The sequence below is a fragment of the Shewanella sp. SM32 genome, from assembly GCF_025654235.1.
Classification (GTDB): Bacteria; Pseudomonadota; Gammaproteobacteria; order Enterobacterales; family Shewanellaceae; genus Shewanella; species Shewanella oncorhynchi.
In genome coordinates, this window is record NZ_JAKKRO010000013.1 from 54,475 (window position 1) to 81,115 (window position 26,641).

Here is a 26,641-nt window from a genome sequence, read left to right on the forward strand (position 1 = left end):
ATGGACAAAATTTTAAATTTAGTTTTAGAAACGGTAAAAGAAATCGGTGAAGATCAGAATAATCAAGAACTAATCGATGCCACAGAAGATACTCGTTTATTCGGTGAAAATTTGGATAGCATGGGTATAGTCTTTTTGGTAACTGACCTAGAAAGTCTTATTTCTGATGATCTCGGCGTTGATTTAACACTGGCTGATGAACGAGCGATGAGCCAAAAAACCTCACCATTTAGAAGTGTTAAGGCACTTGCAAATTACATAAATAAGTTGATTGAAGAGGCTAAGGCTGAGTAATGAAGCAATTAGTCTATCTAATCACTGGTACAAGAAAGGGGCTGGGTAAATCTTTGTCAGAATATTACCTAGCTCAGGGGCATAGAGTGTCCGGATGTAGTCGGGGTAAGTCTACTATTGAACATGAAAATTATCTTCATTTTGAGTGTGATGTTTCAGACGAAAAAGCTGTGGTTTCAATGGTTAGGCAGACTAAAAAGGCCTTTGGCAGTATTGATATCTTGTTAAATAATGCTGGTATTGCTGCGATGAATCATATTTTAACTACCCCTTACCAAAATGCTCATAATGTGTTTAATACTAATTTTTTTGGCACTTTCTTGTTTAGTCGTGAAGTAGCAAAAGTAATGATGAAACAAAAGATGGGGTCGATAGTTAATTACACTACAGTAGCCGTCCCTCTAGATCTTGAAGGTGAGGCTGTTTATGCGGCGAGTAAAGCAGCAATAGAAAGTTTCACTCGCGTATCGGCAAAAGAATTAGCTCAATTTGGAGTGCGAGTTAATGCTTTAGGACCTACTCCAGTTAAAACTGATTTGATAAGAAATATACCTGAACACAAACTTAATGAGTTACTTGCTCAGCAAGCGATTCATCGATTTGGTGATTTCGATGATGTGTTAAATGTAATAGAATTTTTTAATTCTGAAAAAAGTAATTTCATTACTGGTCAAATTATTTATTTAGGTGGGGTGTTTCACTAATGTCCTGGTTTATAGAGCATTTTAGATTTCTAGCAGACAAACCTGCTATTGTTGATTCTCAAGGGGCCTTTACTTATGCCCAACTAGCAACGCAAATTGATGTTTATAAAAATTATCTGGATGTACAATTTGATGATAGTCAAGTTGTTGTGATTTTATCAGATTATAATTTCAATGCAGTTGCGCTTTTTTTTGCTCTGTTACAAAAAAAATCAATTATTGCCCCTATTGTTTCGAATAATAAAGAAGAGATTGATAAACGCTTTTGTGTAGTGAACCCAGATTTTATCATAAAACTCAATGACCATGGTGAAGTGCATGTTGAGAATAAGTCTAATGACTTAGACAGACATCAGATGTTACAAACGCTCTGTTTTAATAAGCAACCTGGTTTAGTGTTGTTCAGTAGTGGTAGTACGGGTGAGCCAAAAGCGATGATCCATAATCTGGACAGCTTAGCTAACAGCTATCAAGGAAAAAAACAAAAAAATATCAACATGTTGGTTTTTTTAATGTTTGACCATATCGGTGGCTTAAATACCTTATTAAATACACTTGCCATGGGGGCTAAAGTCGTTTTTCCTAACACTCGTAATCCTGATGATATTGCTGCATTGATTGAAGCGCATCAGATACACGTGCTACCTTCATCACCAACTTTTTTAAATATGATGCTAATGGCTCGAGTGCAAGAACGTTTTAATTTAAGCTCACTAAAGATGATTACTTATGGCACAGAGTCAATGCCAGAAAGTTTACTTAAAAAAATCAAAATGTTTTTCCCTCGAACTAAATTGCTACAAACATTTGGAACAAGCGAGACTGGGATCGCGCAGACGTCAAGTCGTTCATCAGACAGTTTGCAAATGAAATTTGATGATCCAAACCTTGAATGTAAAATAGTTGATGGCGAATTATGGTTGAAAAGTAAAACGCAGGTTATTGGATATTTAAACGCATCAATGGAATGTTTTACTGATGATGGTTGGTTTAAAACCGGTGACTTAGTTGAAGAGTTAGATAGCGGATATTTAAAAATAAAAGGTCGCGCAAAAGAAATAATTAACGTAGGCGGTGAAAAAGTACTGCCTGCTGAAGTTGAGTCTGTAATACTTGAATTAGATATCGTAGATGACTGTATGGTTTATAGTGAAAAGAACTCAATTACAGGGCAAATGGTTGCTGTGCAGATTGTATTACATGATGGTGCTTTAGAGAAGGAAGCTAAAAAAACTATTCAAGCTTATTGCCGAACAAAACTTGACACTTATAAAGTTCCTGCTCGTTTCAAATTTGTAGATAAAACAAGTTTTGGTGAGCGCTTTAAAAAACTTAGACTTAAATAGTTCGAACATAAAAGATATTGATCTGTAAGGGGGTAATAGTGATTAATTTTTTAGACTTAAAAGCCATTAATAACCAATATCAGCAGGAGCTAAAAGACGCTTGTGCTCGGGTGATTGATTCTGGTTGGTATATTATGGGCAACGAGCTCACCCAATTTGAAACCGAATTTGCAGCCTATTGCGGTACTCAACATGCAATAGGTGTTGCCAATGGCTTAGATGCGTTAATTCTTACTCTGCGTGCCTGGAAGGAATTAGGCAAACTCAAAGCAGGCGATGAAGTCATAGTCCAAGCCAATACTTATATTGCATCAGTACTCGCTATTACTGAAAACGATCTGGTGCCTGTGTTGGTTGAACCCAATCCAACAACATTTAATTTAGAACCCTCTATTGTACGCGCAGCGATTACCTCTAAAACAAAAGCTATTTTACCTGTGCATTTATATGGCCAAATTTCACCTATGCCTGAAATTATGGCGCTTGCAGCAGAGTTTGACTTATTAGTGCTGGAAGATTGCGCTCAATCACACGGTGCTGAAATTAACGGCAAACGTGCCGGTAATTGGGGTCATGCGGCTGGGTTTAGCTTTTACCCAGGTAAAAACCTCGGGGCGTTAGGGGATGCCGGCGCTATTACTACGAATGACGATGAGTTAGCCCAAACATTAAAAGCCCTACGTAATTATGGCTCGCACAAAAAGTATGAAAATTTATACCAAGGCGTGAATAGCCGTTTAGATGAAATACAAGCTGCAATGTTACGGGTCAAATTGCGCCATTTAGAGGCAGAAACTGCCCGTCGTCAACACATTGCAGCTATGTATTGCGAAGGTATTAATAACCCACGCATCGTATTACCACTCGATGTCGCTACATTTACCATTAACAATTCACAGCTAACCACTAACCACTCACCATTAACCATTCACCATTATAAAGCTCACGTTTGGCACTTATTTGTGGTGCGTTGTGAACAACGCGAAGCATTGCAGCAGCATTTAGCCAATGAGGGTATTCAAACGCTCATTCATTACCCTATCCCGCCGCATAAGCAGCAAGCGTACCGTGAGTTTCAGTCGCAATATTTACCGCTAACGGAGGTTATTCACCAACAGGTTTTATCCATTCCTTTAGATCCGACCATGAGTGATGAAGCTATTAAGCAAGTGATAACAGCGCTTAATGGTTTTAATGCATGAAACGTTTGTTAAAAGTCACCGCCATGACAGGGTTATTAACTTTACTCAAAATGGCAATGGGGTTTGTCATTGCCAAGGTAGTGGCTATTTACACTGGCCCTACCGGTTTGGCCATGCTGGGCCAAGTGCAAAGTATGGTTGGCAGCCTTAATGGCATTATTAACAGCCCAGTCGGCAGTGGCATCGTCAGGTTTACCGCTGAAAATAAAGCACAAGGTTTTGACGCTTGTGCGCCTTGGTGGCATGCTTCATTACAATGGGTGTTGATTATTTCAGCGATAACCATTCCGAGTGGTTTATTGTTAGCGCCGCATATCGCCATTTGGCTATTCGAAGATGCAGAATTAACTTGGGTCGTGATGGTAACTGTGTGTGTGTTGCCACTTTCAGCAATTGGTACTCTGTGTAATTCAGTCATTAATGGTCAGCAGTTATACCGTCGTTATGTTAGCCTTGGTATAGTGTCAGCGTTAGTTTCTGGCGGCGCAATGTTAGCCATGATAGTGCTGCACAATATTCAAGGCGCACTCTTAGCGGCAGCAGTGCAATCGGCCTTAATTGGTGTGGTGATGCTAATTGCCAACCTGCGTCAACCTTGGTTTAAGCTTTGTTATTGGTGGGGGGCGGTAGAGCCAAAAGCACGCAAAGACATTGGCAAATATATGCTGATGGCGATCACCAGTGCGTTAACCGTGCCGGTCTCATTAATTTTGGTGCGCAATATTTTAATTGACCAAGTCGGTTGGGATGCAACCGGCCAATGGCAAGCGGTGTATAAAATCTCTGAAGTCTATTTAGGGGTGATCACCATGGCGCTCGGGACCTATTATTTGCCGCGCCTGTCATCATTAACAGGTGTTGATGCTATTGTCAGTGAAATTCACAAAACTGCACGTGTTATTATCCCAATTGTTGCCACTATGGCACTCGCGGTTTACTTATTGCGTGATGTGGCGATTTCATTATTATTTACCGAAGCATTTCGCAGCGCTCGTGAATTATTTGCGATCCAATTAACCGGTGATGTGATTAAAATTGCCGCTTGGCTTTATGCATACCCAATGCTTTCTCGTGGCGCCACTAAATGGTTTATTGTTACAGAGATAGTGTTTACCTTTAGCTTTGTAGCCTTGACATATGGGCTAGTCAATATACATGGTGTAGTTGGAGCCAATATGGCCTACGCAATAAATTATATGGTTTATTTTCTGGTTGTGTTTAAAGGGGTTAGGCGGTTTGCTAAATGAAGAATTTTTCTAAGATTTCAATTATCACACTCACATACAAAAATTGGCGACTATTAGAAAAAGCGATTACATCGGTTGTTAATCAAGTTGTAGACCAAAAATATAAAATTGAATATTTGATTGTTGATGATGGAACGGATGACTTTAATGTTGATTATGTCAGTGCGCTTTTAAATAATACAGGTTTAGATTATCAAATAATCGTTAATCAGCACAACATTGGAACGGTACAGTCATTTAACAACGCCATCAAGAAGTCTAGCGGAGACCTAATTATTCCATTGTCTGCAGATGATGAGTTTTATGATTGTTATGTTCTCAATGATATTGCGGCGGAGTTTGATAGAACAGATGCGTATGTTATTACTGGGTTGAGGGTGCCTATTTTTAACTCAATCGAATGCCAGTCACTCCCTAGTAATAGAGATTATGCCCTGTTTAATGATGCAAAGCTATTGTTGATGAAAATTCTGGTTGGAAACATTATTTCGGGTGCCTCAACATATTATCGGCGAGAGTTATTTGATAGTGTGGGCTATTTTGATGAGACTTATAGGCTTCTTGAAGATTACCCATTTTATATTGAATTGCTATCTGCAGGGATAAACATCGCGCTCCTTAAACGAAAAGTCATTAAATATGGTATGTCTGGCATTAGTGCCGCTGGTTCCATGAATCCGGTTTTAAGGAAGGATTTTTTAAGGTTGTATAAAAAAATATTAACTCGCACAGATTTGGGTGTTCTTAATCGGAGGTCTATTTTATATTTAAACATAATGAGTAAAAGAGAAAAGTTACTTAATTCTTGGAAATATCCTGATTTGTTTTTGTTGATAGCATTTAATAAAATATTTTCAACCATAAAATCGACTATCTTTTTTTGAGTGTGTTTGATGTAATAATTTTAATTTGAAAATACTAACCACCATATAGCATTGCTTTTTATAATAAAAGTCTGCTGTAGTTCCCTTCTTGAATTCAATAATTGGATTTAAAACGTGCTAGTAGAAGTATTAACTCCTAAAAAATTTCGCCACGATATTAACGGCCTGCGAGCTTGGGCGGTGGTCGCCGTGGTCCTCTATCACTTTGGCGTGCCTGGTTTTGCCGGTGGTTTTGTCGGCGTCGATGTGTTTTTTGTGATCTCAGGTTTTTTAATGACTGGGATCATTATCTCTGGCCTCGAACGGGGCAACTTTTCGCTCTGGGATTTTTATTTGGCGCGGGCAAGAAGGATCATTCCGGCGCTGTTGGTACTCTGTGCGAGCTTATTAATCTTGGGTTGGTTCTGGCTACCCAATGCCGACTATAAGATGCTGGCCGCCCATGTGGGTACGGCCGTGGCATTTGTCTCAAATCTCAAGTTCTGGCGCGAAGCGGGCTATTTTGATGCCGCGAGTCACGAAAAGTGGTTACTGCACACTTGGTCACTGTCGGTGGAGTGGCAGTTTTATATTCTGTTGCCGCTGGGCTGTCTGCTGTTGTGGCACTGGTTTGGTAAGCGAGGGGTAAAGCTGGCGCTGGTTGCGGCCGGACTGCTGTCGTTAGCCTTGTCTGTTTATGCCAGTGTGCGCTGGCCTGGGGCGGCGTTTTATCTGTTGCCTACCCGTGCGTGGGAGATGTTAGCCGGTGGTTTAGTATGGTGGGCAACTCGCACTCAGCCGCTGCCACAGCAGTGGACTCGATTAGCCGAAGGACTTGGTTTTGCGCTAATCGTGTTGGCGATTGTTTTCTTTAACGCTGCCATGCAGTGGCCTGGTTATTTGGCATTAGCGCCAGTGGTTGGGACTATGTTGGTTTTGGCGGCAAACAGCTCGAATTCGTGTCTGACCGCCAACCCACTAGCGCGTCACCTTGGGGCAAGTTCTTATTCTATCTACCTGTGGCACTGGCCGGTGGTAGTCATATTGAGCTATGTCGGTGAAACCAAGAATCCATTGTGGATAGCGGTGGGGGTAGGGTTGAGTGTACTGTTAGGTGAACTGTCTTATCGCTTCGTTGAAAATACGACACGGGTGAAATTATCTTCACTCAAAAAAAGTAAAGAGTCATTTTTCATCTTAGCCCCAGTCAGCGTTACTATTGTTGCAGCATGTTTTATTTATCTATTCAATGGGCTAAATATTGACATTAGACCTGGGGCATCTACGAACGTATCAAAATACTTAGATAAATATTCAAGGGAAAATTACCTCACTGCTTCTGTGAAAAAGCAATACAAAATAGAATGTGACTTTTTCGATGATGATGCTTATATAGCAAAAGGCAGTGACATCCCAGCCTTATGCACCGAAAAAAAGCATGAAGATGGAATTATTCTCTGGGGAGACTCGCACGCACAGGCTTTATCCTTTGGCATAAGAAGCCATTTGAAAGAGGGAGTCGACTTAGGTAGCTTCATCTGGTTGCCAGCCACATGTAGGTAGCGATAATGCAACAACGGGTGAATTTAAAATAGCATGTGACCGGTCAAACAAAGCTGCTATCGATGCTATTGCTAGACTGAAGCCAAGCGTGGTGATTATGGCGCAAAGATATGATCATGATAAAAACCATTATGAAAAAATTGTTGAGCATTTAACTACTCTGGGTATAAAACATATCATGCTCGTTGGGCCGGTGCCTCAGTGGCAACCGTCTCTTCCTAGAACTATAGCGCTTCGCCATTTCGATAAAAATGAACAATCTTTTTCTGATAGTTCATTTGATAAAAAATTATTAGACATCGACAATCGAATGAAAGCACTCTATGAAAATAATAATCAAGCCACTTACATCTCTTTACTTGATGCGTTGTGCAAGGGTAACGAGTGCCTTGCTAAAGTTGATGATAACAACACTCCCTTAGTTTGGGATTATGGTCATCTATCATTAGATGGTTCAGAATATATTGCACGGGAAGTGCTTTTTCACACTAAAGAACTTTCTAATTACTCGAAGACTAAATCTGTTCATTGAGTATTAAATATGATGCTTAGTTAGATAGCATTTAGATGATTTCCTCTAAGTTGTGTAAGTATGGGTGGGGCATTTTTGATGAGTTATTGAAAACTTGATTTTTAAGCGGGCATTGCACTTCGGATTTGAATCCACCAATCAAAAACGGGCGAACAGCGAACAGGAATAATGAGTTTCTTTTGCAAGTCTTTGCAGGTAGCTGTTTCAGTATTATTTCCCTGATTGTAAAAATTTAGGTGTTTTAAATTTATGATAAAAATCAGGTCTATTAATTTAGTTAGTATTTTATTTTTTCTTCTGTGCTTGTCAGCAAGTACGTGGGTTTTACCATCGGATGATTATCGAATTTTTATTTACAGAGCATCAATTATTAGTATTTTATTTTTGAACATCTTTGTTAGCAACATAACACTTAATAATACTAAATTAACTTTCTTGATGTTATCATGCTTGTTATTTATTATATCCTATAATATTTTTCACGCGGCTATTGCGACATCTATTCTCGGTATGGTAGCAGTCTTAAGTTTTATTTTTTTAAAGAGTGATGACTATGAAGTGATTTTTATTTTTGTTGTAAGGGGGTTTTCATTTATTTTTTTCATTGGCCTTATATTATATTTTTTATATTTAACAGATTTAGTTCATCCTACAGCAATTATTAATCCACTTAATCCTTTGAAAATAGAATCAGGCATTACTTTTAAGTACATTTATGGCTTGCTAGTAATTACGTCTGATCCTATTAGTGATTTATATCGTTTTCAATCTATTTTTGATGAGCCAGGAGTTGTTGGTACTATATGTGGACTAATGACTATAGCTATTCAGAATACAAAGATGAGGTATGAAAAGGTTGTATTTTATTTTTCCGGAGTTTTATCTTTTTCTACAGCATTTTTTGTTTTTGCTTTTGCTTCTTTGATAATGTCTGGTTCTTTTAAAACTATACTAAAAACGACATTAAGCGCTTGCTTTTCAATTATTATAATCATATTTTTTATACCTAAAAATGTTGCTGATTCCATTTTGTGGATCTTTAAAAATAAAAGTAAATTAGAAGACAACAGAATTAGCTCTTGTTTTTGGGATAAATACAACCAAGATATGGTTGGTGATAATCTGTGGTTAGGTATGGGAGAAGGCGCCAGCATGAATCTAGGTTGTGATGTCTCATCAGTAATCACTTTCGTTTATGATTATGGTTACATTGGAATAGTATTAATATTTTTTATTGTTTTTATTGTTTATTTTACAATGTATCTAGAAATCAGTAAAAATTCGTTTAACTCAAAGCTATTGTCTCATTTTTTTATTTGGATGTTATTTATATCAGTTAATTTTTATCAGAGACCTTCATTTTTATATCCATTATGGATTATTATAGGGGCAGGTTATTTAATTACATCTTGTAAAAATACATCAAAAAAATTAATATTTGATAAAGGTTGTTAGGTGTGATGAAAAATATAAACCAAGAAGTTACCATCTTAATGGCTACCTATAACGGTGCGCTATTTATAGAAAATCAAATTTTATCGTTATTACAGCAAACTTATAAGAACTGGGTTCTTTTAATTCATGATGATGGTTCAAGTGATCAAACTATAAATGTTATAAATAAGTACGAAGCAATTGACTCTCGTATAAGATTAATCAAAGATAGTATTATTCAACAAGGGGTAGGTAAAAATTTTCTATCACTTGTTAAACATGTGCATACTAAATATGCCATTTTTTGTGATCAAGATGATATTTGGTTAGAGCGTAAACTTGAAGAAATGTTGAATGTGGCTGAGCAAATTAATTTAGCTAAGCTAAAAGAGCCCAGTATTGTTTATGCTAATGGTTTCGCATTTGATAGTGATACAGGAGTTATCGATTTTAATGGTATATCAAATACACATGCTTTGCATTTAAAAGATTTTTTGTTTTTTAACGGTGGTTACCAAGGTTGCTCAATTTTGTTCAATCAAGCCATGATGGACTTTATTAAAAAATACCAAGGCCCGATTCATCATCATGATGATCTGGTGAGTCTGGTTGCCCATGCATTCGGTCAGGTCAACTTTTTAGATAAAAAACTTATGCTATATAGGCAGCATTCAAATGCAGTTACAGGGATGAAGGTGTTTAATAAAAATCCACTGCGTAACAAAATAGACTTTATTTTATCTAAGCCACACCATTTGGTGAAGATATATTTTTATGATGAATATAAAAATTTATTGTGCCAATCTAATTCAATTGTGTTTAAAAATTACTTAGACTATGCAACCGCACCATTTATAAAAAGACTCTATATCAGTTTTGCTAGTGGTCTTACACTGGGGGGCAGTAGATTAAAGTTGGTATTAAAGACAATTTTAAGAAGCAAGGTGATAAGTTCATGAAAATTTCAGTTTTAACACCAACGTATAACCGCTCACATACGCTACAACGTTTATATAATTCAATTTGCCAGCAAACTATACAAGATAATAATATTTATGAATGGATTGTCGTGGATGATGGCAGTTCTGATAACACTAAATCACTCATTCAATATTTTATAGCTGAAAATAAAATTAAAATTAAATATTACTATCAAGATAATTCAGGTAAGCCTTCAGCGATAAATTTGGGAGTTTTAAACTCTTCAGGGGATTATATTTTTATTGTTGATAGTGATGATAAGTTGACTGAAGATGCTATCGCGACACTAATTAATGCAGATCTATTGGTCTCTAGTTATCTAAAAAATACGTTTTCAGGTTTCTGTTTCAGAAGAGCAAGTTTAGATGGCAGTATTTTGGGGCGTGAAATTATAGGTAGTGAAGAGTGTCAACCAATGACTGCAACAGAGTGCGGTAATTACTTTATGGCTGATCTTGCCTATGTTTTTAAACGTGCCTATTTATGTGATAATGAGTTCCCTAAATTTAGTGATGAAAAGTTTGTACCTGAATTGTATATCTGGAATAAAATTACTGATATAAAACCTATTTTTGCATTCCCTAATAAAGTTATATATTTATGTGAATATATGGAAGATGGTCTAAGCAATAATTTTAAGTTAGAACTTAAGAATAACCCTAAAGGATTTGGTTTGTTTTATAAGGATCAAATTAAAAGGGAAAAAAAAATTATATCAAAATTTAAAAATATAATTAGATGGTTGCAATGTGTTGCATATTCACTGTTGAAGTAATTAATTATGAAGATCACCCTTATCATTACCGGCCTCGGAATGGGAGGCGCAGAGCGGCAGGTATGCGATCTTGCCGATCAATTTGCTGAAAATAATCATCAGGTTTTAGTCATTTCCATGACTGGTGAAAATATCAATCTGCCTCAATCCACCTTGGTGGAGGTAGTCTCGCTCAATATGTCTAAAACACCTCTGGGATTTATATCTGCCTACAGGCAAACCCGTAAGTTAATCAAAGCATTTAAACCGAATGTAGTGCACAGCCATATGGTGCACGCCAACCTGTTTGCCCGCTTGCTGCGTTTAAGCACACAAATAGAAAAACTTGTTTGTACCGCACACAGTTCTAATGAGGGCGGGCTTGGGCGTATGCTGGCGTATCGTTTTACTGATAGTTTGTGTGATTTAAACACCAACGTTAGTCAAGAAGCAGTGGATATTTCTGTTAAACGCCGCTCCGCGCCTGCAAGGCGGATCATCGCTATGCATAACGGCATTGATACCGAACGATTTACTTTTAATCACGAAAGTCGCGCTACCTTGCGCGCAACATTAAAACTGCTAGATCAAACACCATTAATCTTGGCAGTAGGGCGGTTAACTGAGGCGAAAGACTACCCTAACTTGTTAACTGCTTTTGCTCAGTTACCGTATACATTAGACAATTCGCAATTGGTGATTATCGGCACAGGGGAAGAGCAAGCTCCCATTTCGGCACTGGCTGCACAATTGGGTTTAACCTCCCGTGTACATTTTTTAGGTCTCCAACGTAATGTACATGAGTGGATGAGTGCGGCAGATGTCTTTGTTTTATCATCAGCGTGGGAAGGTTTTGGGCTTGTAGTGGCTGAAGCTATGGCCTGTGAGCGGGTGGTTGTTGCTACTGATTGCGGTGGGGTTAGAGAGGTTGTCGGTGATGCTGGATTTTTGGTCGAAATAAAAAACTCTCAACAGTTAGCCGCTGTAATTGAAGAGGCTATCAATTTACCAGTCGGTAGAAAGAAACAGTTAGGTACTGATGCAAGACAACGTGTTATAGATAGATATTCACTTTCAGTTATTGCGGATAAATGGCTTGAAATATATTCTAATTAAAAATCGCTATATTAATTACTTTGGTTTATATGAAAATATTATATCTAGTTAACTGTTCTGATTTTTTTTGCTCTCATTTCTTACCACTGGCTATAGCCGCTAAAAATAAAGGTTATGATGTTGTTGTGGCGGCAGGGAATAGTAATCAGCAAAAAAGAATAGAGAGCCTTGGTCTTTCATTTGTTGAATATAGATTGTCTCGGAGTGGTAAGTCTATTTTGACTGAGGTAAAGAGTTTTTTTGATATATTCAAATTAATTGGTAAAATTAAGCCTGACTTACTGCACATGTTAACAATTAAACCAATTTTATATGGATGTATTGCAGATAAAATTCGATTTAAGAATGGTGTTTCAAGGTTAGTTGCTTCCATAACGGGGCTTGGTTCTTCATCACTTTCAACTCGTCCTGCAGATAAATGTCTCTGGTATTTTATACAGTGTGCGTACAAGCTTTCGTTTATTTCAAATAAAGCAAATGTTGTATTTGAAAACGTTGACGATATGAAACAGTTCTCAGATTTGAAATTAGTACCACAGAGTAGATGTTTTTTAGTGAACGGTGCAGGTGTTGATACAGAAAAGTTTTCACCATCAGTAGAAAAGAATGATGAACTATCCGTCATTTTAGTTGCTCGATTACTTAAAGATAAAGGCATTAGAGAGTATATTGAAGCAGGTAAGATAATTAAGGAACTGAAAGTTCCTATCCGATTATTGCTTGCTGGTTCAGTAGATCATAATAATCCGTCATCAATGTCTGCTGATGAAATTCAGGCGGCGCACGATAATGGATATATTGAATATTTAGGGTTTAGAACTGATGTGGCTGATTTATATCAGCACTCTCACGTTGCATGTCTTCCTTCATACAGAGAGGGCTTGCCTAAGTCTTTAATAGAAGCTGCTTCATGTGGATTGCCTATCGTTACCACTGATGTACCTGGATGCCGACAATTAGTAGCTAGCCAACAAAATGGTTTTCTAATCCCTCCTCGGGATTCAAATGCTCTTGCTGAATGCTTAATTCATCTTCATCATAATAAGGATTTATTGGATGATATGGGTAAGGCCAGCAGGATTTTAGCTGAAAGAAAATTTGGCTACGATCAGGTATTAGCTTCTTTTTTTGAAATTTATAACAGTGCAGGTGATTTTAGAAATGAATAAGCCTCGAATTGCTTTGACAGGTGTGACAGGATTTGTTGGCTCGCATTTACTTGATAAATTACACTTGTTAAATTTTTATGGTACGATTTTTAATCGCTCAGAGTTCTCCTTAAAACAAGAGTTTAAAAGTGTTCAAGTACCAAACTTGGCTGATTATGATGGTTTTAAAAATGACTTGTCTGGTATTGATGTGATCATTCATTGTGCCGCTCGTGCTCATGTCATGCATGATGAAGTCGCCGATCCGCTTGCAGAGTATCGTAGAGTTAATGTGGAAGGCACGTTAAATTTAGCTCGGCAAGGTGTCGCTGCCGGAATTAAGCGATTTGTTTACCTTAGTTCTATCAAGGTGAATGGTGAGTCTACGGCTTTGGGCTCTCCATTTTATGAGTCAGATTCATTATCAACAAAAGATTTTTATGGTCAATCTAAAGCTGAAGCAGAACTTCAACTTATAGAGTTAGCTAATACATCAGGGTTAGAAGTGGTTATCATTCGGCCAACGTTGGTTTATGGGCCTCGTGTAAAAGCAAACTTTGCCTCATTGATGAATTTAGTTTCTAAAGGAATTCCGCTGCCCTTTGGTTGCATTAATCAAAATAAACGCAGTCTGGTGTCAGTTACTAATCTTGTTGATTTAATTATCACCTGTATTGACCACCCTAAAGCGGCTAATCAAGTATTCCTTGTTTCAGATGATCATGATGTTTCGACCTCAGAAATGGTTCGTGAAATGGCAAAGGCACTGGATAAGCCTACATGGCAACTCCCTATACCTATTTGGTGTTACAAGTTAGTGGGTAAAATATTTAATAAGTCAGATGTAGTGGATAGATTAACCGGTTCATTGCAGGTTGATATATCTCATACGAAAGAAACCTTAAATTGGACACCGCCTCAGACCCTACAAGATGGGTTCAAACAAGCGGCGCAAGCTTTTCTTCAAGCCAAAACTAAATGATGGTAGAACATGATTCGTTTAATTGATTTTCTCGCAGCTTTCTTTGGGTTGTTACTCCTATGGCCAATATTACTAATGGTTACAATTATTGGTTTATTTGATACCGGCTCACCTATTTTCATTCAAACACGTGTTGGAAAATATAAAAAACCTTTTAAATTGATTAAATTTCGAACTATGTCAGTAGAGACTAAGTCTGTAGCGAGTCACTTAGCTAGTAATGCTTCAATCACTAAGCTAGGTAACTTTTTACGTAAGACTAAAATCGATGAGCTGCCACAATTAATTAACGTTCTAAAAGGCGAAATGAGTTTAGTTGGCCCTCGTCCAAACCTGTTTAACCAAGAAGAATTGATTAAAGAACGCGATGCTTTGGGAGTTTATAATGTTTTGCCTGGCGTAACAGGATTAGCCCAAGTTCAAAATATTGATATGTCTACGCCTAGACTATTGGCTGAAACTGATAAGCAGATGATTGATTCATTAACCATCAAAGATTACTTTAAATACATTATTATGACGGCTACGGGGAGTGGTAGTGGTGATGCGGTTAAACCAAAGTAATTGATTATCAGTTTTATGTTTAGTGATTCGATTGGTAGTGTTTTTCTACCCTATAAACATTATTGATGTTGTTTTCATGAAGCTATTATTTTGTCTAGATTATCCCTATCTTGTTATTTTGCATACGGTTAAAGCTGCCGCTCATATTTTAGACAACATCCTTAGTTAGAGATTTTTTAACAGGGCTGTGATATTGTTGGTCTTTGTTGTTTGAGCCTCTTGAGTATGGAGGCGGTGCTGTTAATTATGGAATTTATGAAGTTTTTGAGTAAATTGGAGCGGAAAATGGAATTTTTGCAGTGTTTATTTTCTTTGAAACGGTCACATAAACGTTTAGTGAGTGTGGCGATTGATTCGGTATTTCTCTTAGTCGCATTTTGGGCAGCCTTGTTGGTGCGGTTAGATGCCGTGAGTGTCTTAACTAATAGCACATACTGGTTGCTCATTGTTTTGGTTGTGCCCGTGAGTATCATGGTGTTTGCTAAGCTGGGCTTATATCGTGCGGTGCTTAGATACATGGGGTTACAAGCACTTACCGCTATTATTGTTGGTGTGCTTGCCTCAACAGTGTCGTTAGTGTTAATTGCGTATTACAGCGAGGCGAACCTACCCCGTACTGTACCAATTATTTACGCTGCTTTTGCCTTGGTATTTGTCGGTGGAACTCGCGCTATGGTGCGCTCGTTAGTGGGGGCTGGTCTAAAGCGCGTTGGTGAACCTGTGATTATTTATGGTGCTGGTGTGAGTGGTCGCCAACTGGTAACTTCACTTGTTCAAAGCCATGAGTATTATCCCTTTGCATTTGTTGATGACGATGCGACCTTGCATGGCACTGTCATTCAAGGAGTGCATGTTCATTCGCCTTCAATTATTAGAAAGCTCATCACACAAAAAGCTGCTACAAAGGTGTTGTTGGCTATGCCAAGTGCCTCTCGCTCTCGTCGCCAAGAGATTTTAGTCAAGCTTGAACCTTTGGCTGTACAAGTATTAACCTTACCTGCAATGGCTGATTTGGTGAGTGGTAATAAGCTTTATAGCGATATTAAAGAAGTCGAAATCGATGATTTGTTAGGACGTGATGCAGTTACTCCCCGTTGCGACTTAATGGTTGCCAATATCCGCAATAAAGTAGTGATGGTCACGGGAGCAGGAGGCTCGATTGGTTCTGAGTTATGTCGACAGATATTAAAACAATCACCTAAAAAATTAGTGCTATTTGAATTATCTGAGTTTGCCTTGTACACGATTGAGCGCGAACTTTCAGCGACAGCTTTTGAGTTAGGACTTGATGTTAAGATTTTACCAATTATGGGTTCGGTACAACGGGAAAATCGTGTTCAAGCGGTAATGCAATCTTTTAGAGTGCAAACTGTGTATCATGCTGCCGCCTATAAGCATGTGCCATTGGTGGAGCACAATGTCGTTGAAGGTGTGCGTAATAATATATTTGGTACTTTATACACAGCTCGCGCAGCGATTGCAGCAAAGGTTGAAACTTTTGTATTAATTTCGACGGATAAAGCTGTACGACCCACTAATATCATGGGCACGACTAAACGTATGGCCGAGTTGGCACTTCAAGCGTTATCTAAAGAGCCGCATCAAACGCGTTTTTGCATGGTTCGCTTTGGTAATGTATTAGGATCTTCTGGATCTGTAGTACCGTTATTTCGCAAGCAAATTGCCAACGGCGGGCCTGTTACTGTTACTCACCGCGAAATTACCCGTTTCTTTATGACTATTCCGGAAGCTTCACAGTTAGTTATCCAAGCGGGGGCCATGGGTAAAGGTGGTGATGTATTTGTACTGGACATGGGTAAATCCGTCAAAATTGTCGATTTAGCGGCAAAAATGATTCGTCTAAGCGGTTTTGAAGTGAAGGATGAACTCAATCCTGATGGTGATATTGCCATTGAGTTTAGTGGATTACGTCCGGGTGAAAAATTATACGAAGAATTACTAATTGGTGATGATGTTACTGGCACAGAGCATGAACGTATTATGACTGCCAATGAAAGCTATCTTTCTTGGAAAGAGCTAGAAGTTATTCTTAATCGCTTAGATAAAGCTTGTCATGAGTTTAACCATGAAGCTATACGAGAAATCTTACTGTCTGCACCAACAGGTTTTAACCCAACAGACGGGATATGCGATTTAGTGTGGCAGCAAAAGAAAAAATTAGGCACTGTTGACGGCCAAAATAAAGTTGTTCCGTTAGTTTCTTAGTTTTCTTGTGGTATTTGAAAGCCAAATCATATTTGATTTGGCTTTTTTTGTTTATAAGCACGGTTTTAAGAATAATAAGTAATTTAGTTCTTACGGTGCATCGTAACTTAGGGCTGAGAGAGGCTTGCAATATTGGTATCACTAATGAACTTTGTCATCTCGAGGTTGTACATCGGACTTGAGATTTACTTGGCAAGTTCGTAACCACTCACTCGCTTTATGACTTGCAGGCAGTAATAGACACTTGAAGTAGTCGACTTGGTCTTGTTGTTTTTAACCTTATACCATTGCCTTGCTGGAAAACGAGAATATCATAGGGCATGATCTTGATAACCTTGCCATTGTGCTCCCATGTCATGGTATCTAAGCAGCAAAGTATTTGGATGATAGGGACGTAAGATTCAGTTTTTTGCAGTTCATTTGGATAGTTGTTTGAGTTTGCAATCTGTTCTTCGATAAATGTGTCATCAAAGCTAAGCCTTTGCGTATGCGCTTTAAATGCACCGCGTTTGGTCATGACATTGAAATCAATAACATCACTGCCTAATAATTGGCTTGTTATTGAGGTTTCACCTGCAAAGCAGAATGGGCTATCTGTGGGTGTGAGTCGCTTATACTCAGCTGTATCTGTATTTCCTGATATCTTTTCTTCTGCTCCAAGGCCATTTATCTGTTTTGTCCCTTCGTGACTATTGATGCTGAGTTCAACACCATCACCTTCCAGAATGACCAGTTGCCTGTCTATGCCAATAAATGATGAAAAAGGTCCGTTGCTGCTAATACTTGCAATGCTGATCCGATAATCAAATTCAGTAAGTTCGGCATTGATGGGGGAAATGAGCAGCTGTTTAGTGCTTCCACCACCATTTTTCCATGGCGTTGATGGGCAATCTTGATAGCGGATCAGTTGTATGCTGTTATTCAAAATAACCTCTTTATTGGTTAAGAAGGTTTGTTTCGCCTTTTTTAGCTTCACAACTTCTAAAGCATGGCTTTGCGGTTGCAGAACATTTCTGCGTGACTTATGGATAACGGTACGGAGGCTTTGCTCTTACGGTAAGTGCAAAGCCTCCGTTATTCATAATCTAGTACCGCAGTTTAGTGCTAGTTGCCAGTTCTGCTTTTATAGACCTTTCTTTTTCAGCACATAATTTGCAGCAAGTTCGCCAGTGATCCGTTTGCCTTCAGTGTCTAACATGATCAACTGATTCTCACCGACCAAATATTGTGTACCATCTTCTAGGGTGATTTTCTGGCCCAGTTCGTCCCATGTCACTTTGCCCATCAGTTTTAAAATCTTTTCATCTTTACCTAAATAAACTGTTTCTTGGACAAAGCTATTATCAGCTTGCAAAGTGATTAGGGTTTGCATTCCTTCACAACTGGCGCAAGGCAATACGCCTTCATAACTACCAGCCCAATCGAGCGAGTTTTGGCTGTTATCACCTACTGGGACGGATTTTGCCGCTTCTGTTTGAGCTTGGGCTGTATTGACTGCCGTTTCTTCTTTTGGGGCTTCTGAGCAAGCCGTGGTGAATAAAGCCAGCAGTGCGATGTAACATAGTGATTTTTTCATAGTAGCTCCAATAGAAATTTTGGGAATTATGCATTAAGTTCACTCATCATACCCGCCAAGACTAGGTTAGGCTAACTTTTGCTATTTCTATTTCTATTTTTATAACAATAACTTAAGTTGTTTTTGTGTGGATTTTAAGTGGCCAGGATGTTAGTTGTTAGTCTTAAGCGGTAATCAACGGGATGATAATTTATCCTTTGAAACTAGTCACTTTCAAGATTGAATCTATACTAAAACGTAACTATTCATCGTAAACGGTGGTTTTGTGGCGTTATTTAAGAAAAGTGCTGATGTTATCGAAGATACATCCCATAAGCCTAAACAAGGCATTTGGAAGGTGGCCATTATTGATGATGAACCTGGGATCCATGATGTCACTCGATTTGCGTTAAAAAATCTGACCTTAGATAATCGAGTCTTGCAGTTCTACTCCTGTTACAGCGCTGCTGAAGGTTTAACATTATTTCAAACTGAATCAGATATCGCCTTGGCCTTTATTGATGTCGTCATGGAAACCGATCATGCAGGTTTAGAGCTAGTCCAAAAAATTCGCACTGAATTAAATAACCACAGTACCCGCATCATTTTACGTACGGGTCAGCCGGGGCAAGCACCTGAAGAGCAAGTCATTCGGGATTTTGATATTAACGATTATAAAGCCAAAACAGAGCTCACCGCGGCTCGGCTTAAGTCTTGTGTGTACACCTCATTGCGCTCCTATCGCGATATAAAAATTATCGAGCAAAGCCAAAAGGGGATGGAAAAAGTGATTGCAGCTTCCACCTCTGTACTTAAGAGCCATACATTGCATAACTTTGGTAGTGCAGTGCTCGAACAGACCTTGCAGCTGCTCAATCTTGAAAGCTCGGCTCTTTATCTCACGAGTTATCATCAAGACCTTTACCTCGATACTCAAATGAATTTGCTGGCTGCCACGGGAGATATGATCAGTTACTTTGAAGGTGGCAGCGTTGAGACTCTGCCAGGGGATGTGCGTGAACATATTATTGAAGCGATAGCGCTAAAAACTTCGCTGATCCGTGACAATATTTATGTTGGATTTTATGAGCTTAGTGATCATGTCACCAGTATTCTCTATTTACAACACAACACTAAGTTAACGGATTTTCAAGTCAGCATTCTTGAGCTATTTGCGGCAAATGTGAGCTTAACCTTTGAGAACCTATCGGGTCGCGAAAATGTGCAGCAGACACAAAGGGAGCTAATTTTAATCATTGGAGATGCCATTGAGCAGCGCAGTAAGGAGACGGGAGCCCATGTGCGCCGTGTAGCGCGCATGACAGAAATGCTCGCGATTGCCATTGGTATGAAGGCAGACTTTATCGAAACCATTCGTTATGCGGCGCCTCTTCATGATGTAGGCAAAATCGGTATCCCTGAGAGTATTTTGCATAAGCCCGGTAAACTCGATGCCGAGGAATGGGCGATTATGCAAACCCACGCAGAGAAGGGTTATAACTTGTTGGTTGGCTCAAATCGTATCATTGCCAAAATGGGCGCTAGAATTGCTTATACTCATCATGAACGTTGGGATGGGCAAGGTTATCCCCGTGGGCTATCGCAGGAAGACATTCCTATTGAAGGCCGCCTGATGGCGATTGTTGATGTAATTGATGCTTTGCTTTCCAAGCGAAGTTACAAAGAGGCTTGGTCTGTTGAGGCGGTGCGCGAGTATATTTTAGCGCAATCGGGTAAACAGTTTGATCCCATGTTATGTGAAGCCAGCCTTGATTTGTTAGATGTGTTTGCCTCCCTACATATTCATATTCCGGACGAGCCGCTATGACCCGAATGCTTGATCGAATTTTATTTGATGTCAGTAAGTCTCAGGTTATTGATGAGGGTGATCTCATTCAAGCATCACAACTTATCGTGAGCTCAATTTGTAAGGGATTACAGATCTCTCGGGCGGGCATTTGGTTGTTGAGTCCGGATAATCAGAGCATCACTTGTTATTATTCACTCGACAATCAACAGCCGCAAGAAGCGTTAGTGCTCACTCGCGCGCAGTTTCCCCACTACTTTAGCCTGCTCGACAATGAGCGCACAATTGTCGCCAATAAGGCGCAAACGGATCCCGCCACTAAAGAATTTGTCGAAACTTATCTGAAACCGAATCAGATTAGCTCTTTGTTGGATAGTCCTATTCGTCACCACGGAAAAATGGTGGGGATTATTTGTTCTGAACATCAGGGCGAGGCGAGGGAATGGACTCGGGATGAGAAGGCCTTTGCCTCGGCACTCGCCGACCTTTTTGGCCGAGCCATGAGTGCTAAAGAGATCATTGAATATCAACAACAGCTTAAGCTCATTAATACCGATCTTGAGCATCAAGTTGAGCTGCGCACCGCAGAGCTTGAAACGGCATTATCGACTTTAAAATCAACCCAAAAGCACTTAATTGAAAATGAAAAAATGGCGGCCTTAGGCAGCTTAGTTGCTGGTGTTGCCCATGAAGTGAACACCCCCCTTGGCATTGCTGTCACATCCGTGACCCATTGTTTGGATGAGTTATCCCTATTGAAAGGACTCTTTGAGAAAAACGAGCTCGATGAGGATAAATTTGTCAGCTTTATCAATACAATGCAGGATGGTTTATGCTTAATTGAGCGTAATCTTTCCCGTGCTGCAGAACTGGTGCATAACTTCAAGCGTACTGCTGCAGACCAATCGATACTGGAACGCGAGCGCTTTAATCTGAAGAATTATATTTTTCAGATATTTAGTTCATTAAAACCCTTGATGCGTAAGAAAAATATCACTTTAAAAGTTGAACTTGACGATAATATTTTTATTGATTCTTACCCCGGTGCGATCGCACAAATTTTCACTAACTTAGTCGCGAACAGTTTTCGCCATGCTTTTCCCGATGATTTTGTCGGTGATAAGCAAATTGTGATAGTAGTTGAAAAAATGGCTTCGCAGATCAAGATGATTTATGAAGATAATGGCGTAGGCATGTCCGATGAAGTGAAAGCCAAAGCATTTGAGCCTTTTTTCACCACCGCAAGGCAGAGTGGCGGAACAGGTTTGGGAATGTCGATTATTTATAATCTGATCACCCAAAAACTGAATGGTAATGTGTCACTCTTCTCTGCGCCTAATCAGGGGTTACGTATTGAGATGCTGATCCCTGAAAGTAGTAAGGGTTGAGATGGGTTAGCATCTTCTTATATGCTTATTAAGTAACAGACGAATTGAAATCTTACTGAGCCAACATGGTATTTACCTTTTGCGGTTTACTATTCTGTTGCGTTGTTTTTCCTGCATTAACAGCCAACAGCCCTGTTATCTGTTCTTCCTGCTCGCGACATTTTGTATGCTACAATCTTGGCACTTCAACATGGCTTATCAATCCTAAATATTTCAATGAGAAAAGGCATTTTACTGGCGGGCGGTACTGGCTCGCGTCTTTATCCTATGACGCAGGTTGTCTGTAAGCAATTACTGCCCATTTATGATAAACCAATGATTTATTACCCACTTGTCACCCTGATGCAGGCTGATATACGGCATATCTTGATCATTTGTACTCCCCACGATTTACCACTGTTTTATGCATTACTCGGTGATGGCAGTCATTGGGGGCTTAAGCTGCAATATGCCGAACAAGCCTCTCCGAAGGGATTGGCTGAAGCACTCATTATCGCCGAGCCATTTTTAGCGGGTGATGCCTGTGCGCTTATTCTTGGGGATAACTTATTCTATGGTCAGCACTTAACGGTAAATTTGCAACATGCTTGGCAAGGCCAATCTGGGGCGACCGTTTTTGGTTACCATGTGGCGAACCCTAACGCTTATGGTGTCGTTGAGTTCGATGACACGGGTAAAGTGCTTTCTATCGAAGAGAAACCTCTGCAGCCTCGTTCACGTTACGCTATGCCTGGCTTGTACTTTTTTGACGGCAGAGCTGCAACATTTGCAAAAACGGTTTTACCTTCGGCAAGGGGCGAGTTAGAGATTGTCGATGTTATCACTCGTTACTTAGCTTTGGGAGAGTTACGGGTCGATATTATAGGGCGTGGGACGGCTTGGTTAGATACTGGTACGCCTGATGCCATGGCCGAGGCGACACAATTTGTTGCTGCCATTGAGAAACGACAAGGGCTAAAAATCAATTGTCCTGAAGAGATTGCATTTCGCTGCGGTTGGATCAATGGGCAGCAGTTAGCGCAATTAGCTCAGCCTTTACTCAAGAGTGGCTATGGTGAGTATTTGCTCGGTTTACTCGATAAGCAGGTATTTGATGAAATGTAATGAAACTGAATTAGCCGGAGTATTGGTGTTTGAACCCCAAGTGTTCGGTGATGAGCGTGGTTTTTTTAAGGAAACGTTCAGGCAATCCTATTTTGATGCTTGTTTCACTGCAAGAGGACTTGAGCCTCCCGTATTTGTGCAGGAAAACCAGAGTCGTTCGCAACACAATGTGTTACGTGGATTGCATTTTCAACAGCGTAAGCCACAAGGTAAATTGGTACGGGTCTGTGCAGGGAGCATTTTTGATGTTGCCGTCGATATTCGGGTTGACTCGGCTACCTATGGAAAATGGGTTGGGCGAGTGCTATCGGCAGAGAATCATCTGCAAATGTGGATCCCGCCGGGCTTTGCGCACGGTTTTTATGTTCTTAGTGATTATGCCGATGTTATTTATCAATGTACCCAATATTATGATTCTGAAGATGAAAGCGTTTTAGCTTGGAACAGTGCTGAGTTTGCCATTGATTGGCCATTAATTGCCGCACCGATTTTATCCACCAGAGATAGCATCGCCAGCACACCCTCATAAAGCCAATCACTGCTTGTATTAAAAGGAATGATTGAGTGGTGAGTTAATTTGGCTGTGCAGATTTTACTATTGTAAGTTAGTCCTAATGGCAGAAAACAAAACGGGCAAGAATTATCTTGCCCGTTTTGAGGTTTAGCTGCGTACTAACTATTTAATGGGGTCTACACTGGGTCTGGTATACCAAGGTGACCGCGCATCAGTCATATCAAATAAGTTGTATTTACGACCAAGCATTTGGCCACCGTCACGGGTCAACGGCATCCAAGAGAGGAAGCCACGGCTTTGAGTCGGTCTAATTGTCATTAAATCGAATGGGATCGAAATATAGAATCCCTTGGTAAAGCTACCTTCACCGTATTCTTCTGCCGACAAGTTAGTCTTAGTCGCAAATGCACCGACGATAACGCCACTATCAAACTGTTTTGAGAAATCGACAGTTATGCCTTTGTCCTCGGTAAGATATTGGCCTGCACTGACTTTTAGCAAGGTATTCGGGAACCACTTTGGCTGGTAATAAGCCGTTGCATGTCCTGTCACTACGCCTGTCTGCACTCGATAGGCGCGATTGGTCAGTGGGTCAAACTGATTTTCATCCTCGAAGAAACCAAACATGCTGTCAGGATCTCTTTGTTTCGCATAATTCACATCAAAACCGAATGCCCACTCACTGTTTAGCGGTCGATAAAGGAATTCGGTACCTACTCCGCCATACATCATCTCTAAATAACCACCATAGGCTTGATAGGAGATGTTATCGCTCAGATTATCCATCCAAGTTAGCTGTAAGTTAGTCGCTCTGACCGTTGAGTCATGGACATATTGACGAATAAGCGTTCTTACGCGTTTTAAGTCGGTACCATCAGGTGGAACATCGTACAAAAATTTATCGTAGTTATCATAGAGATTCAAATAAAGTGATCCCGAAAGTTCCAAGCGATCATTAAATCGATACGCTGCACTGCCAGTAACACCTATGTTGAACATATAGAAACCTTCTGAACCACCGAAGGATTGCACCATAGTGGGGGCAATATCAAAACTTAATTTATCCAACCAATCCTCATGGGATTGGGTTACTAATGTTCCTTGAGGCGACCTTGGTACACTGATTTCTGTGCTATCCGCCATATCTGCATTGATATAACCATAGGTAGCTACTTGAGCGAATTTATCAGCGTCGATACGTGTCTCTGTTATCGGCTGCTTATAACGGGTTTCAATAAGACGATATTCAGTAATTATCTGCTTGTTCGTGTTATTTGCCAGTATCGTCGCCGCTCTATGGTGGGCTTCTTTACGGTCCATATACTTTACTTGATCTGCAACCACGGTCACGCTGTGATTATCAAGATAGATTTTTGGATTGTCGTAACCAGCGATAGTACTAAGCTCAGTCGCTACTCTGTCCCAATCAGTTTGGCTGGGCATTTCAGCGTGGATAGTCGTGTTTGTAACCGGTTCTGACTTTGATGACTCAGTTGTTACTAATGGCTGAGTTGTTACCGTTGAAATAGCCGTATCGGTAGAGGATTGTGCTGTTTCTTCTGTACCTTCATGCGTTACTCTTTTACCCGACATAGGTACTGCTGCTATAGGTTTATATTTCTCTGCAGGAGTATCACGTTTAATTTGTCGTAAGTCATTGAAGTTGGTCTGCAGGCTAACGCCTAAAGTCCAAGTATTACCACGCTCATAGCTTAGGTGGAAATCACTCCAGCTTGTTGCTCGGTAGAGTAAGCCATAGTTAAATTTACTGTCTTGTGACATATCGACTCCACCACCAGTGACGGGGAAATCTGCAAGATAATCATTGCCATCATATTCTACTTTTACTCGTAAAGGTTCCCACGGCGTTTGATATTCAATACCGCCATATAATGCAGCACAGCCTTTAAACCAACGTTGATAGTCGACAGTTCCGCCTTTTCCTCCATATGATGTATCTCGATCACAATTGTCATTAAGATCTTTTTTATCTGAAGTCAGGTTACCGCTATTTCCTATATAGCCCCAGCCTATCCCTAAGGTAAAGTCGACTGGACCAACACGTTTAGTAGCCGCAATAAATTCGCCATCAAATAAGCCTGTACCACCAAAATCTCTTATACCAATAGAAGTTTCTGGTAACCAGTAACTTTCTTCCACTAGACGGACTTTAAAGTCGATACCTTTATCAGTGTACTTGGTGTTACCGCTGAAACTCGGATCGTTACTGTAGAGTAGATCTTGTACTTGGGTATAACGAACCGTAGTTTCAAACCAAGGGAATAATTGCACTGAAGCTGAAAAATGCTGGTATTCAGAGTTATAAGTTGTTGCAAAATTAAACTCACCTTCAGGAGCCATACGTCCTGTAGGCATTTGCATTAATCCTACACCACCAAAGTCCGATTGTGAGGCTAAGAGTGGAGGATAGCTAAATTCATCGGCTTGGATATGGAATAAAGGGAAAAGAGCCAGAGCAATAGCTGAAAGGTTACTTAACGTAAGATTAGAATGGGTAGCGTTATTCATTACAGAGCCCGATTCCTTAATAATTCAATAATATTGGCGTTCAATGTGCTGTAGTCTTCAACTAAGTCTGAAAATTCAACATAAAGCACGGCTCCTGGAGCAATATCTTGCGCTTGAGCATTCCAATAGGCTATTGGTTGTTTTAGTGCTTTACCATCTGGTTGAACTATCCATACGAAGCTATTATCAGCGTTTTCTAATGGAATCGCTTTCGCTAAATAGTCTTTACTATTCTTATTGACTTGCCATTCAAAACTTCCCGCTTTAGCTACCGCACCCATGACAAGTACTGTCGTAGGTCTCTGAGGTAAGATAAGTTCGAAACGGCCATCAATTAGAGGGTTGTATGAGTCATTTATCCTAATTAGATCAGGATGTAATGGCTGCATTACGCGCTGTCCGAGCTTGATTTGTCGTAAAAACTGCGCAAGTTTTGCAAGCTTTGCTGTATAGATACTGTCATCTGCAGCTTGACCCATTTGTGCTAGTTGGGACAGGGTTTCTTTGCGCTTAGCTTCTAAAGCGGCAATGTTTTGGATATCGAGTAGTGCTGCACCCAACCAATAAATAGGGGTTATCTCTTTATGATTGTTTTTATTATGTATTTGAAGTTGTTGCAAGCCGTCCAGTACTACTTTATCAAGACGAATCGATGTTGGATAAAGTAATTCAACTTGTGCATCTTGGTTTGACGACGTTGTAACTAACAATTGGGTTTCAGCCTGAGCTACTGTCGCTAAAACAGAACTGACCAGTAGCGCTAAGGGCATTAAATAGGATCTCATTGG

24 protein-coding genes are annotated in these 26,641 nt (G+C 39.8%); 20 read left to right on the forward strand and 4 right to left on the reverse strand.

Features of this window, described 5'->3' with window-relative positions:
• From L5M10_RS07510 to L5M10_RS07585, 16 genes are all read left to right on the forward strand, one after another.
• Positions 1-294 carry a hypothetical protein gene (locus tag L5M10_RS07510; RefSeq protein ID WP_263255118.1) on the forward strand — a complete coding sequence of 98 codons (294 nt, stop codon included), beginning with the start codon at positions 1-3 and terminating at the stop codon, positions 292-294.
• Entirely contained in the window at positions 294-998 is a 705-nt protein-coding gene (locus L5M10_RS07515; RefSeq protein WP_263255119.1) for an SDR family NAD(P)-dependent oxidoreductase, read from the forward strand. Before L5M10_RS07510 ends, L5M10_RS07515 begins: the two co-directional genes overlap by 1 nt.
• Positions 998-2,344: an ANL family adenylate-forming protein gene (locus tag L5M10_RS07520; protein WP_263255120.1), complete on the forward strand. Its 1,347-nt coding sequence runs from the start codon at positions 998-1,000 to the stop codon at positions 2,342-2,344. Before L5M10_RS07515 ends, L5M10_RS07520 begins: the two co-directional genes overlap by 1 nt.
• 38 nt (positions 2,345-2,382) lie before the next feature.
• The gene (locus tag L5M10_RS07525) at positions 2,383-3,546 is read left to right on the forward strand and encodes a DegT/DnrJ/EryC1/StrS family aminotransferase (RefSeq protein WP_263255121.1); all 1,164 of its coding nucleotides are present in this window, start codon (positions 2,383-2,385) and stop codon (positions 3,544-3,546) included.
• The gene (locus tag L5M10_RS07530; RefSeq protein ID WP_263255122.1) at positions 3,543-4,793 is read left to right on the forward strand and encodes an O-antigen translocase; all 1,251 of its coding nucleotides are present in this window, start codon (positions 3,543-3,545) and stop codon (positions 4,791-4,793) included. The genes L5M10_RS07525 and L5M10_RS07530 overlap by 4 nt, the downstream gene beginning before the upstream one ends.
• Positions 4,790-5,677, forward strand: a complete 888-nt coding sequence (locus L5M10_RS07535; RefSeq protein ID WP_263255123.1) for a glycosyltransferase — start codon at positions 4,790-4,792, stop codon at positions 5,675-5,677. Before L5M10_RS07530 ends, L5M10_RS07535 begins: the two co-directional genes overlap by 4 nt.
• Before the next feature lie 114 nt (positions 5,678-5,791).
• Positions 5,792-7,219 carry an acyltransferase family protein gene (locus L5M10_RS07540; RefSeq protein ID WP_263255124.1) on the forward strand — a complete coding sequence of 476 codons (1,428 nt, stop codon included), beginning with the start codon at positions 5,792-5,794 and terminating at the stop codon, positions 7,217-7,219.
• A gap of 28 nt (positions 7,220-7,247) precedes the next feature.
• Positions 7,248-7,751: an SGNH hydrolase domain-containing protein gene (locus tag L5M10_RS07545; protein ID WP_263255140.1), complete on the forward strand. Its 504-nt coding sequence runs from the start codon at positions 7,248-7,250 to the stop codon at positions 7,749-7,751.
• A gap of 510 nt (positions 7,752-8,261) precedes the next feature.
• Positions 8,262-9,206: a hypothetical protein gene (locus L5M10_RS07550; protein ID WP_263255125.1), complete on the forward strand. Its 945-nt coding sequence runs from the start codon at positions 8,262-8,264 to the stop codon at positions 9,204-9,206.
• 5 nt (positions 9,207-9,211) lie between these two features.
• A complete protein-coding gene (locus L5M10_RS07555) occupies positions 9,212-10,144 on the forward strand; it encodes a glycosyltransferase (protein ID WP_263255141.1) in 933 nt (310 codons plus the stop codon).
• On the forward strand, positions 10,141-10,941 hold the full coding sequence (locus L5M10_RS07560; protein ID WP_263255126.1) for a glycosyltransferase family 2 protein: 801 nt from the start codon (positions 10,141-10,143) through the stop codon (positions 10,939-10,941). Before L5M10_RS07555 ends, L5M10_RS07560 begins: the two co-directional genes overlap by 4 nt.
• Positions 10,942-10,947: 6 nt before the next feature.
• Positions 10,948-12,036: a glycosyltransferase gene (locus L5M10_RS07565; RefSeq protein WP_263255127.1), complete on the forward strand. Its 1,089-nt coding sequence runs from the start codon at positions 10,948-10,950 to the stop codon at positions 12,034-12,036.
• Between the two features lie 29 nt (positions 12,037-12,065).
• On the forward strand, positions 12,066-13,205 hold the full coding sequence (locus tag L5M10_RS07570) for a glycosyltransferase family 4 protein (protein ID WP_263255128.1): 1,140 nt from the start codon (positions 12,066-12,068) through the stop codon (positions 13,203-13,205).
• Positions 13,198-14,166 carry a UDP-glucose 4-epimerase family protein gene (locus L5M10_RS07575; RefSeq protein WP_263255129.1) on the forward strand — a complete coding sequence of 323 codons (969 nt, stop codon included), beginning with the start codon at positions 13,198-13,200 and terminating at the stop codon, positions 14,164-14,166. The genes L5M10_RS07570 and L5M10_RS07575 overlap by 8 nt, the downstream gene beginning before the upstream one ends.
• Before the next feature lie 9 nt (positions 14,167-14,175).
• A complete protein-coding gene (locus L5M10_RS07580; protein ID WP_263255130.1) occupies positions 14,176-14,730 on the forward strand; it encodes a sugar transferase in 555 nt (184 codons plus the stop codon).
• 285 nt (positions 14,731-15,015) lie between these two features.
• A complete protein-coding gene (locus L5M10_RS07585; RefSeq protein ID WP_263255131.1) occupies positions 15,016-16,956 on the forward strand; it encodes a nucleoside-diphosphate sugar epimerase/dehydratase in 1,941 nt (646 codons plus the stop codon).
• 217 nt (positions 16,957-17,173) lie between these two features.
• On the opposite strand, the gene L5M10_RS07590 is transcribed toward L5M10_RS07585, so the two are convergent.
• A complete protein-coding gene (locus L5M10_RS07590) occupies positions 17,174-17,932 on the reverse strand; it encodes a HutD family protein (RefSeq protein ID WP_375539957.1) in 759 nt (252 codons plus the stop codon).
• 147 nt (positions 17,933-18,079) lie between these two features.
• Positions 18,080-18,532, reverse strand: a complete 453-nt coding sequence (locus L5M10_RS07595) for a copper resistance protein NlpE (protein WP_173243888.1) — start codon at positions 18,530-18,532, stop codon at positions 18,080-18,082.
• A gap of 265 nt (positions 18,533-18,797) precedes the next feature.
• Here L5M10_RS07595 and L5M10_RS07600 point away from each other — a divergent pair, with 265 nt between their 5' ends.
• From L5M10_RS07600 to rfbC, 4 genes are all read left to right on the forward strand, one after another.
• Complete coding sequence (locus L5M10_RS07600) at positions 18,798-20,339, forward strand: DUF3369 domain-containing protein (RefSeq protein ID WP_263255132.1); 1,542 nt, start codon at positions 18,798-18,800, stop codon at positions 20,337-20,339.
• Positions 20,336-21,706 carry a GAF domain-containing sensor histidine kinase gene (locus tag L5M10_RS07605; protein ID WP_105251974.1) on the forward strand — a complete coding sequence of 457 codons (1,371 nt, stop codon included), beginning with the start codon at positions 20,336-20,338 and terminating at the stop codon, positions 21,704-21,706. Before L5M10_RS07600 ends, L5M10_RS07605 begins: the two co-directional genes overlap by 4 nt.
• A 216-nt stretch (positions 21,707-21,922) precedes the next feature.
• Entirely contained in the window at positions 21,923-22,810 is an 888-nt protein-coding gene (rfbA, locus tag L5M10_RS07610) for a glucose-1-phosphate thymidylyltransferase RfbA (protein ID WP_113940968.1), read from the forward strand.
• Entirely contained in the window at positions 22,800-23,339 is a 540-nt protein-coding gene (gene rfbC, locus L5M10_RS07615; protein WP_263255133.1) for a dTDP-4-dehydrorhamnose 3,5-epimerase, read from the forward strand. Before rfbA ends, rfbC begins: the two co-directional genes overlap by 11 nt.
• Positions 23,340-23,486: 147 nt before the next feature.
• Here the strand turns inward: rfbC and L5M10_RS07620 are convergent, their stop codons facing one another.
• A complete protein-coding gene (locus L5M10_RS07620; RefSeq protein WP_263255134.1) occupies positions 23,487-25,853 on the reverse strand; it encodes a YjbH domain-containing protein in 2,367 nt (788 codons plus the stop codon).
• Positions 25,853-26,638 carry a capsule biosynthesis GfcC family protein gene (locus tag L5M10_RS07625; RefSeq protein WP_263255135.1) on the reverse strand — a complete coding sequence of 262 codons (786 nt, stop codon included), beginning with the start codon at positions 26,636-26,638 and terminating at the stop codon, positions 25,853-25,855. The genes L5M10_RS07620 and L5M10_RS07625 overlap by 1 nt, the downstream gene beginning before the upstream one ends.
• Positions 26,639-26,641: the final 3 nt, after the last annotated feature.

Coding starts and splice junctions, on each gene's coding strand:
- L5M10_RS07555 (WP_263255141.1), top strand. CDS start 9,212: ATGAAAAATATAAACCAAGAAGTTACCATCTTAATGGCTACCTATAAC.
- L5M10_RS07560 (WP_263255126.1), top strand. CDS start 10,141: ATGAAAATTTCAGTTTTAACACCAACGTATAACCGCTCACATACGCTA.
- L5M10_RS07595 (WP_173243888.1), bottom strand. CDS start 18,532: ATGAAAAAATCACTATGTTACATCGCACTGCTGGCTTTATTCACCACG.
- L5M10_RS07520 (WP_263255120.1), top strand. CDS start 998: ATGTCCTGGTTTATAGAGCATTTTAGATTTCTAGCAGACAAACCTGCT.
- L5M10_RS07585 (WP_263255131.1), top strand. CDS start 15,016: ATGGAATTTTTGCAGTGTTTATTTTCTTTGAAACGGTCACATAAACGT.
- L5M10_RS07530 (WP_263255122.1), top strand. CDS start 3,543: ATGAAACGTTTGTTAAAAGTCACCGCCATGACAGGGTTATTAACTTTA.
- rfbA (WP_113940968.1), top strand. CDS start 21,923: ATGAGAAAAGGCATTTTACTGGCGGGCGGTACTGGCTCGCGTCTTTAT.
- L5M10_RS07620 (WP_263255134.1), bottom strand. CDS start 25,853: ATGAATAACGCTACCCATTCTAATCTTACGTTAAGTAACCTTTCAGCT.
- L5M10_RS07515 (WP_263255119.1), top strand. CDS start 294: ATGAAGCAATTAGTCTATCTAATCACTGGTACAAGAAAGGGGCTGGGT.
- L5M10_RS07580 (WP_263255130.1), top strand. CDS start 14,176: ATGATTCGTTTAATTGATTTTCTCGCAGCTTTCTTTGGGTTGTTACTC.
- L5M10_RS07605 (WP_105251974.1), top strand. CDS start 20,336: ATGACCCGAATGCTTGATCGAATTTTATTTGATGTCAGTAAGTCTCAG.
- L5M10_RS07510 (WP_263255118.1), top strand. CDS start 1: ATGGACAAAATTTTAAATTTAGTTTTAGAAACGGTAAAAGAAATCGGT.
- L5M10_RS07570 (WP_263255128.1), top strand. CDS start 12,066: ATGAAAATATTATATCTAGTTAACTGTTCTGATTTTTTTTGCTCTCAT.
- L5M10_RS07565 (WP_263255127.1), top strand. CDS start 10,948: ATGAAGATCACCCTTATCATTACCGGCCTCGGAATGGGAGGCGCAGAG.
- L5M10_RS07575 (WP_263255129.1), top strand. CDS start 13,198: ATGAATAAGCCTCGAATTGCTTTGACAGGTGTGACAGGATTTGTTGGC.
- rfbC (WP_263255133.1), top strand. CDS start 22,800: ATGAAATGTAATGAAACTGAATTAGCCGGAGTATTGGTGTTTGAACCC.
- L5M10_RS07625 (WP_263255135.1), bottom strand. CDS start 26,638: ATGAGATCCTATTTAATGCCCTTAGCGCTACTGGTCAGTTCTGTTTTA.
- L5M10_RS07550 (WP_263255125.1), top strand. CDS start 8,262: ATGGTAGCAGTCTTAAGTTTTATTTTTTTAAAGAGTGATGACTATGAA.
- L5M10_RS07535 (WP_263255123.1), top strand. CDS start 4,790: ATGAAGAATTTTTCTAAGATTTCAATTATCACACTCACATACAAAAAT.